1 protein-coding gene is annotated in these 10,321 nt (G+C 71.3%); it reads left to right on the top strand.

What is annotated here, in order from left to right; translation table 11 throughout:
* The first annotated feature begins 32 nt into the window (after positions 1–32).
* Positions 33–10,292 (top strand): type I polyketide synthase, encoded by a 10,260-nt coding sequence (locus ACWEO7_RS16160; RefSeq protein WP_452424064.1) that lies wholly within the window; start codon positions 33–35, stop codon positions 10,290–10,292.
* Positions 10,293–10,321 lie beyond the last annotated feature (29 nt).

Raw genomic sequence — 10,321 nt, 5'->3', positions numbered from 1 at the left:
CGGCATCGAAGCGGCGAGACAGAGGAAATCCCATGGTCGAAGCGGCGAATGACATCGCTATCGTCGGAATGTCGTGCCGGATGCCGGGCGCTTCCGACCTGGAGAAGTTCTGGCGATTGCTGCGCGAGGGCCGCGATGCCGTCGGGCGGGCGCCCGCCGACCGGCCCGGTGTCGAGGAGACCGCGGGATTCCTCGACTCGGCCACCGAATTCGACGCCGGATTCTTCGGCGTCCCACCGAACGAGGCGAACGCCATCGACCCCCAGCAGTTGCTCGGGCTCGAGCTCAGCTGGGAGGCGTGGGAGGACGCCGGTCTCGGCGACGCGACGGGCGCGCGGGCGGGTGTGTTCCTCGGCTGCACCGGCACCGATTTCGCCGAAATCGTTGCCGCGCAGGGCAGCACCGGCGTCGGTCGGCATTCGCTGTGGGCCGTCGGACGAGGGGTCGCCGCCAACCGGATCTCGAACTACTACGGGTTCACCGGGCCGAGCCTGGTCGTCGACAGCGGGCAGTCCTCGTCCTTGGTCGCGGTGCACCTGGCCTGCGAATCGATCCGCGGCGGCGAATGCGAGGTGGCCGTGGCGGGCGGGCTGAATCTCATCCTGTCTCCGTTGAGCGGCGAGCGGTACGAGCAGTTCGGCGCGCATTCGGCGTCGGGGAAATGCCACACCTTCGACGACCGGGCCGACGGCACCGTCCGCGGCGAAGGCGGCGGCATGATCGTGCTCGAGCCGGTGGAGCGTGCGATCGCCGCGGGACACCGGATCTACGCCGTGATCCGTGGCAGTGCCGTCAACAACGGCAACGAGCGGCAGGTGTTGAGCGCCCCGAGCGCCGCTACCCAGGCCGCCGTCATCCGGGCCGCGCTGACGGCGGCCCGGGTCGACGGCGCGTCGGTGCAGTACGTGGAATTGCACGGTACCGGCACGCCCGCGGGCGACCCGGTGGAGGCAGCGGCGCTGGGCGAAATCTACGGCGCGGGCCGCCCGGCGGGCCGGCAGCTGGCCGTGGGTTCGGTCAAGACCAATATCGGGCATCTGGAAGGCGCCGCGGGAATCGCGGGATTGATCAAGACCGCACTGTGCCTGCGGCACGGGCAGCTCGCGCCCAGCTTGAACTTCCGAAACCCCAACCCCCGTATCCCGCTGGACGAGTTGGGCCTGCGGGTGCAGACCAGTACGCAGCCGTGGACGGGCGACGCGCGTCGCCGGGCCGGTGTCTCGTCGTTCGGGATGGGGGGAACGAACGCGCACGTGATCCTCGAGGAGGCGCCCGCGACGGCTGCCGTCGAGATGACCGGCGAGCCCCGGCCCGCGGTGTGGGTGCTGTCGGCCCGGAGCCGGGAAGCCCTGCGGGAGCAGGCTGTTCGTCTGCGGGAGTGGCTGGCGGAGCACCCGCGAGCGGGTACCGCCGAGGTGGCGTACTCGCTCGCCCATACCCGGACGCCGTTGGAGTGGCGGGCAGCGGTGGTGGGGTCCGGCGCCGATCGGATGCGTGCCGGGCTCGCCGCCTTGGCCGACCCGGCACCCGACCTGGTCGCCGACGATCCCACGGTGGTGTCCGGCCGGGCAGCGGCGCGCCGGGTGGTGTTCGTGTTCCCTGGCCAGGGCAGCCAGTGGGTCGGAATGGGCGCCGGACTGCTGGCATCGGACGAGATCTTCGCGGCGTCGATCGCGGAATGCGAGGCGGCGCTGGCGCCGTTCGTGGACTGGTCGCTGACCGACGTGCTGCGCGGGACGCCGGAAGCCGCCTCGCTGGATCGCGTGGATGTGGTGCAGCCGGTCCTGTTCGCGATGCTGGTATCGCTGGCGCGGCGGTGGCAGGCGGCCGGTGTGCGGCCGTCCGCGGTGGTGGGGCATTCGCAGGGCGAGATCGCGGCCGCGGTGGTGGCCGGTGGACTGTCGCTCGCGGACGGCGCGCGCGTGGTGGCCCTGCGATCGCGCGCGGTCGCGGAACTGCTCGCGGGCTCGGGCGGTATGGCGTCGGTCGGCTTGCCGGGTGACGCGGTCGCCGACCGGCTGGTGGCCTTCGGCGGCCGATTGTCGGTCGCGGCGGTGAACGCGCCCGGCCAGACCGTGGTGTCCGGGGCGGCCGACGCGATCGAGCGGTTCCTGGCCGAGTGCGCGGCCGAGGGAATCTGGGCGAGACGTGTTCCGGTGGACTACGCGTCGCATTCGGCGGCGGTGGAACGTATTCGCGACCGCGTGCTGGCCGACTTGGCGCCGATACAGCCGAAAACCGGTGCCATCCCGTTCTTCTCGACGGTGACGGCCGAGTTCGTGGACACATCCGGACTCGACGCGGCGTACTGGTATCGCGGATTGCGCGAGCAGGTGCGCTTCGCCGAGGCGATCGAGGCGTTGCTGCGCGCGGAGATGACGGCCTTCGTGGAGGCGAGTCCGCATCCGGTGGTCGCCTCGGCGATCGAACTGGTGGCCGGGTCGCTGGGCGCAGCCGACCGGGTGGCGGTGTTCGGCACACTGCGGCGCGGTCACGGCGGCCCCGAGGAGTTCGCCGCGGCGTCGGCCCGGGCCTACTGCGCCGGTATCGACGCGGTGGCGGCGGAGCTCGCCGCGCCCGCCGCGCGAGTCGACCTGCCGGTCTACGCGTTTCAGCGCCGCCGGTGTTGGACGCCGGAGGCCGGGACGGGCCTTACGGATGTGCGCCGCGCCGGGCTGATCGCGCCGGATCATCCGATACTGGGCGCCGCGGTGCCGGTGGCGGAGCGCGACGAATGGCTGTTCACCGGGCTGTTGACCCCCGAGATCCACCGCTGGCTGGCGGATCACCTCGTCTTCGGGGCTCCCGCGGTGCCCGCGGCGGTCTGGCTCGATGTCGCGTGGAGCGTGGGCGCTCGGGTGGGCGCGGTAGAGGTCGAGGAACTGCGGATCGAGGCGTCGCTGCCTGCGAACACGCCGTGGACGATCCAGGTGCGCGTTGCGGCAGCCGACGGGAATGGTCGGCGGACGTTCACCATCCACGCCCGGCCCGCCACCGGTGCCGCTGCGGAATGGTCTCGGTGCGCGCAGGGAGTGCTGGCCGGAGACCGCGACGAGATCCCCGCCCGGCCGGACGTCGAGTGGCCGCCCGCCGGAGCCGAACCGGTGGCCGCCGAGGAACTCTACGACCGACTGGCTGGCCGCGGACTCGGCTACGGTGTGGCATTCCAGGGCGTCACGGCGTCCTGGCTGCGCGGTCGCGACGCGTTCGCCGAGGTGTCGCTCGACGAGTCGGTCGGCGATCAAAGCCGGTTCGGCATCCATCCCGCGCTGCTGGATGCCATGGCCCACGCCGCGACGGATCTGCTCGCCCACGACGCACCCGCCCGGACGCCGATGCCTCTGTCGTTCACCGGCGCTCAGCTGTATCGCTCCGGCATCGCCGCCGCCCAGGTGCGGATCGAGCGGGTCGATGCGGACACCGTGCGGGTGACGGCCGTCTCCGAGGACGGTGAACCGGTTCTGGTGATCGGCTCGCTGCGGCTGCGCATGGTCGATCGGGTGACGGACGAGTCCCCGGCGGCGGTGCCCGTGTCCGCGCCGACGCGCCGCAGGCGCGCCGCGGTAGAGGGTCCGCTCGCGCCGCGGCTGTTCGCCGTCCCCGAGCCGGAACGCGACGCGCTCGTGCTGAACGTCGTCGCCGAACAGGCCGCCGCGGTACTCGGCTATGAGTCTCCCGAGGCCGTTCCCACCGATCTGCCGTTCACCGCCTTCGGATTCGACTCGCTGAGCGGCGTCCAGTTGCGCGACCGGCTGGCCGCGGCCACCGGGCTGACGCTGCCCGCGACGCTGATGTTCGACCACCCCACGCCCACCGCGGTGGCGCGGCTGGTGCGCGCTCGGCTCGAAGGGACCGATCCCGCCGCGCCGCGTACCGTGCGCCGCACCCGATCCGACGAGCCGATCGCCATCGTCGGGATCGGCTGCCGCTTCCCGGGCGGTGTCGGATCGGCCGAGGACCTGTGGCGTCTGGTCGCCTCCGAAACCGACGCGATCACGCCGTTTCCCGAAGACCGGGGATGGGACCTGGAGCGGCTGTTCCATCCCGATCCGGACGAGCCGGGCACGGTCTACATCCGCGAAGGCGGATTCCTCTCCGGCACGGCGGATTTCGACGCCGCGTTCTTCGGCATCGGGCCGCGGGAGGCGGCGGCGATGGATCCGCAGCAGCGGCTGATGCTGGAGGTCGCCTGGGAGGCGTTGGAAGACGCGGGCCTGGACCCCGCCGCGCTCCGCGGTACGGATGCCGGTGTGTACGTCGGTGCCTGCGCCTCCGGCTACGCCGACGGCGTGACCGGGGAGTACGAGGGTTTCCGGCTGACCGGGACGTCGCACAGCGTCATCTCCGGCCGCGTGGCCTACGCCTTCGGCCTGGAAGGTCCCGCGGTCACGATCGACACCGCGTGTTCCTCGTCACTGGTCTCACTGCACCTGGCTTGTCAGGCGCTGCGCCAGGGCGAGACCTCCCTGGCGCTGGCCGGTGGGGTGAGCATCTCGGCGAGTCCGGCGCTGTTCGTCGACTTCGCGCGGCAGCGGGGGTTGGCGGCGGACGCGCGGTGCAAGCCCTTCTCCGCCGCGGCCGACGGCGTGACCTGGTCCGAGGGCGTCGGCGTGCTGGTCGTCGAACGCCTCGCCGACGCCCGTCGCCTCGGGCACCGGGTCCTGGCGGTCGTGCGCGGTAGCGCGATCAACCAGGACGGTGCGAGCAATGGCCTGACCGCGCCGAACGGTCCGGCGCAGGAACGGGTGATCGCGGCGGCGCTGGCCGACGCGGGATTGCGACCCGCCGATGTGGACGCGGTGGAGGCGCACGGAACCGGTACCGCGCTGGGCGATCCGATCGAAGCGCAGGCGCTCATCGCCGCCTACGGCGCCGAGCGAGCGGAACCGCTGCGCATCGGATCGGTGAAATCCAATATCGGTCACGCCGTCGCGGCCGCCGGTGTCGGTGGCGTGATCAAGATGGTGCAGGCGTTGCGGCACGAGACCCTGCCGAAGACAGTGCATCTCGATGAACCGAGTCCGCACGTGGACTGGTCGGCGGGTTCGGTGCGGCTGCTGAGCGAGCCGGAGCCCTGGCCTGCGGGCGACCGGCCGCGTCGTGCCGGGGTGTCGTCGTTCGGGATGAGCGGGACGAACGCGCACCTGATTTTGGAAGAGGCGCCGCCGCAGACGCTTTCGGCCGAAATACCTACCGCCGCGGATGAGCCGGGTGACGGTGATCGTGGTGTCCGGACGTGGACGGTGTCCGCGCGTACCCCGGAAGCATTGCGTGCGCAAGCGGCTCGGCTCACCGAATGGCTCACCGCGCAAGACGACGCGAACGTGGCGGATGTGGCGCACACACTGCTGCGGCACCGTGCGCAGCTGGAGTTTCGCGCCGCCGTGGTCGGGCGCGAACTCGATGATCTGCGGTCCGGGCTCGCGAGTCTGGCCGCAACCTCCGACAGCGATTCCGTGGTCACAGGCCGTGCCACGGCGCGGCGGGTGGCGTTCGTGTTCCCGGGTCAGGGCAGCCAGTGGCCCGCGATGGGCGCCGGACTGCTCGCCACGCATCGAGTTTTCGCGGAGTCGATCGCGGACTGCGAGGCGGCGCTTGCGCCGTTCGTGGACTGGTCGTTGACCTCCGTCCTGCGTGGGGAGCCGGGCGCGGCCTCGTTGGACCGGGTGGATGTGGTGCAGCCCGCGCTTTTCGCGGTGCTGGTGTCGCTGGCGCGAGTGTGGCGGGCGAGCGGGGTGGAGCCCGCCGCGGTGGTGGGGCATTCGCAGGGTGAGATCGCGGCGGCCGTGGTGGCGGGCGGGCTTTCGCTCGCCGACGGCGCGCGTGTGGTCGCCGTCCGGTCCCGGATCGTCGCGGAGGAACTGGCGGGGGCCGGTGGCATGGTGTCGGTCGGGCTGGCGGCAGAGGCGGTCGCGGACCGCTTGGCTGGGTTCGGGGACCGGTTGTCGGTGGCGGCGGTGAACGGGCCGGGGCAGACCGTGGTGTCGGGGGAGACCTCCGCCGTGGACGAATTCCTCGCGGCCTGCGCGGCCGACGGTGTGTGGGCGAAACGGATTCCGGTGGACTACGCGTCGCATTCGGTCGCGGTGGAAGCCATCCGCGAACGGGTCCTGACGGAGCTGGCTCCGGTCGCGCCGGTATCCGGTTCGGTACCGTTCTTCTCGACCGTGTCCGCGGACTATGTCGACACCGCGACGCTGGACGCCGCCTACTGGTATCGCGGCCTGCGCGAGCCGGTCCGGTTCGCCGAGTCGGTCGGAACGCTGCAGCGAGCGGGTGTGAACGCCTTCATCGAGGTCAGCCCGCACCCGGTTTTGACCGTAGGGATCGAGCTGGCGGCGGATGCCCTCGGCATGTCCGGCCGCGTGGCCGTCCTGGGCACCCTGAAACGCGAACTCGGTGGGCCGGAACAACTCTCGCTCGCGCTGGCGCGCGCCCACTGTGCCGGTATCGACCTGGCCGCAGGGGCATTGGCGCCCGTCGCCACCCGGGTGGACTTGCCGCGATACGCGTTCGAGCACAAGCGGCACTGGCTGGTGCCCGGCGGCGTGCCGGATATCCGGCAGTCGGGTCTGGACGAGGCGGCGCATCCGTTGCTGGCGGCGATGGTTCGGCTGCCGGACACCGACGAGGCGGTGTTCACCGGCAGGCTGTCGCGTTCGGCGTATCCGTGGCTGTCCGATCACGCTGTCGCGGGTGTGGCGTTGCTGCCCGGAACCGCCTTCGTGGAGCTCGTCCTGCACGTCGGCGCGGTGGTCGAGTGCACGCGGGTGTCGGAACTGGTGCTCGAGGCGCCCTTGGTGGTGCCGTCATCGGGGACCGTCGAGCTACGGGTGGTGGCCGCCGCACCGGACGAGCCGGGCAGGCGCAGGGTGTCGGTGTACTCCCGGTCGGACGAGGCCGCATCTCATGCCGGGCACGATGCGGCCGACCGGAGCTCGGGCACGGACGCACCGCCGTGGATCCGGCACGCCGTCGCCACCATCACCGCCGAAGCGGATGCGGCCGAGGCCTCGGTCGTGGCCGTCCGCCCACCGGACGGTGTGGCCGCGATCGATATTCCCGCTGTCTACGCGGAGCTGGCCGAGCGTGGCTACGAATACGGTCCGGTGTTCCAGGGGCTGACCGCTCTGTGGCGCGGTGACGGCGAAGTCTTCGCCGAAGTGACACTGCCGGAGCCCGGCCGCGCCGGTGCCGCCGAATTCGGGGTGCATCCGGCATTGCTGGACGCGGCGCTGCACGCGGTCCTGCTCGGCGGGCTCGTCTCCGACGTGCCGGATGGGACGGTCGCGGTGCCGTTCTCCTGGGAGAACGTCAGGCTGTACGCGACGGGAGCGACCACGCTGCGGGTCCACGCGTCCGTGTCCGGCTCCACGGCCGCGGGGTCGCGGATCGCGGTGCGCCTCACCGATACCGCGGACCTGCCGGTGGCCGAGGTGGACGCGTTGACCATGCGCCCGATCCCGGTCGAGGCACTCGGCCGAACCCGGCCGTCCAGCGAGGGACTCGGCTACCGGGTGGAGTGGGTCGCGTCGTCCGTGCCGGAGGACGAGGCCGCGGACGCCGGAGTCTGGAGCGCAGCCGAGGACGGCGAGACCGTGCGCGTCACGGGGCGGGTGGCGACGGTGATCCGGCTCGACGAAGCCCCGGACCGCGCTCTACCGGCATCGGCACACGATGTGGTGACCGCGGTGACCACGCGGGTGCGGCGGCTGCTGGATGGGGAAGACCTCATCGTCGTGGTCACTCGCCGGGCCGTGGCGGTGCATCCGGGTGAATCGGTGGATCCGTCCGCGGGAGCGGTGTGGGGATTACTGCGCACCGTCCAGAGCGAGCATCCGGATCGGATCCTCGTCGTCGACGTCGACGACTGGGCCGAATATCGAGAGAGCGTCGCGCTCGCGATGACCATGAGCACCGAACCCCAGTTCGCCGTCCGCCGTGGTGTCGCGCACGTTCCGCGTCTGCACCGGGCGGCGGGCGACGTCGGGAACGCGAGCGTGGCGACGCGAGCGGCGGCGTGGGCGCTGACCCACCACGGCAAGGGCTCGCTGACCGGCGACAACCTGACGCTGATCGAGACGAAGGAGGCGTCGCGGCCGCTCGGCCCCGGCGAGGTCCGGGTGGCGCTGCGGGCGGTCGGTCTCAATTTCCGCGATGCCCTCATCGCCTTGGGGATGTACCCCGATCCGGACGCTGTGCTGGGTGTGGAGGGTGCCGGTGTGGTGGTCGAGGTGGGTTCCGGAGTGCCGAACCTCGTTCCGGGTGAACGGGTTTTCGGGTTCTTGACCGGTGTGGGGTCGGTCGTAGTGGCGGACTGCCGGTTGGTGGTGCGGATGCCGGCGGGGTGGTCGTTTGCGGAGGCGGCGGCGGTGCCTGCGGTGTTCGCGACGGCGTTTTATGGGTTGGTGGATGTGGCGGGGGTGCGTGCTGGGGAGCGGGTGTTGGTGCATGCGGCGACGGGTGGGGTGGGTTTGGCGGCGGTGCAGTTGGGGCGGTGGTTGGGTGTGCGGTTGTTGGTGACGGCGAGTCGACCGAAGTGGGGTGTGTTGCGGGGGTTGGGTTTCGGGGACGAGGAGATCGGTGATTCGCGGTCGCTGGACTTCGAGGGGAAGTTCCGTGCGGGGCTGGGTGGTGTGGATGTGGTGTTGGATTCGTTGGCGGGTGAGTTCGTCGATGCGGGTTTGCGTCTGCTCGGGCCGGGTGGCCGGTTCGTGGAGATGGGGATGTTGGATCGGCGTGATCCGGCACAGGTGGCCGCCGAACATCCCGGAGTCGCCTACACCGGTTTCATGCTCATGGACGTGGCGCCCGACCGGCTCAACGAGATCTTGACCCGCATCGTCGATCTGTTCGAGGCGGGTGTCCTCACCGCGTCTCCACTCACCGCATGGGACATCCGGGATGTGCCCGAGGCATTGCGATTCATGAGCCAGGCTCGGCATATCGGCAAGAACGTGCTGACCGTGCCCGCGCCGCTGCGGCCCGAGGGCACGGTGTTGATCACCGGTGGCACCGGTGGGTTGGGGGCGTTGGCGGCTCGGCATCTGGTCACCGAGTACGGGGTGCGCAGATTGGTGCTGGCGAGCAGACGCGGCCCGGAGACACCGGGAGCGGTTGAGCTGCGCGACGAACTCGTCGCTCTCGGCGCGCACGTGGACGTAGTCGCTTGCGATGCGGCGGACCGGGATTCGCTGGATGCGGTCCTGGCGGCGATCCCGCCGGAGCATCGGTTGACCGGTGTCGTGCACGCAGCCGGGGTGCTGGCCGACGCGCTGCTGGACAACATGACGGCGGAGCGGATCGCGGAGGTGTTGCGGCCGAAGGTGGATGCGGCGTGGAATCTGCACGAGGCGACGCGGCATCTGGATCTGTCGATGTTCGTGTTGTATTCGTCGATCGCGGGTGTGATCGGTAATGCGGGGCAGGCGAATTACGCGGCGGCGAACATGTTCCTGGACGCGTTGGCGCAACACCGGCGGGTGAACGGCCTGGCGGCGACGTCGATCGCCTGGGGGCCGTGGCAGCAGAGCACCGGCATGACGCGGACACTCGCTGACGCCGACTTCGCCCGTTTGCGGCGGGAGGGTTTCCCGCCGTTGGGCGAGCGCGAGGGGATGGCGCTGTTCGACGCCGCGCTGTCCGGCAGCAGGGCCGCGTGCGTGGCGGCCCGCATCGACCGGTCCGCGCTCACGGAGATCGCCGATCACGACCCGCGGCCGATCATGCGCGACCTGGTCGGACCCGCCCGGGGCCGAGCCGAGACCGTGGTGGGCGGATCGCCGCAACCGGTGCACCGCCTTGCGGGCCTGTCGACCGCCGAGCAGGACCGCGTCGTCCTCGATCTGATCCGCGCCGAGGCCGCGGCGGTGCTCGGGAGCGACGCCGAGACCATCGCCGCCGACAAACCCTTCAGCGACATCGGATTCGACTCACTCGGTGTCATGGAATTCCGCAACCGGTTGAAATCGGCCGCAGGCGTCCAGGTGCCCGCGACAGCGATGTTCGACTACCCGACGCCGAGGGACCTGGCGGGCTATCTCCGCCAGGAGATCGCTCCGGTGGAGGACCCGGCGAAACGGCTCGCCGCCGAAGTCGAAGCGCTGGCCCACAGTCCCGCCTCCGCCGAACTCTCCGCCGCCGACCGGTCGTCCCTGGCGACCACATTGTCCGCCCTGCTGCGTGAACTCGAAGGCAGGGACGCCGGCGCCGCCGATCCGGGCGGCGACGCCGACCACCTCGACACCGCGGACGATCACGAACTCTTCGAGTTCATCGACAACCTCAGCTGACCTCGCACGATCAGGAGCCCCACCGATGG

Source organism: Nocardia sp. NPDC004260, from assembly GCF_053603155.1.
Note: the sequence above shows the minus strand (reverse complement) of the source record. Positions and strands in the feature narration are given on the sequence as shown.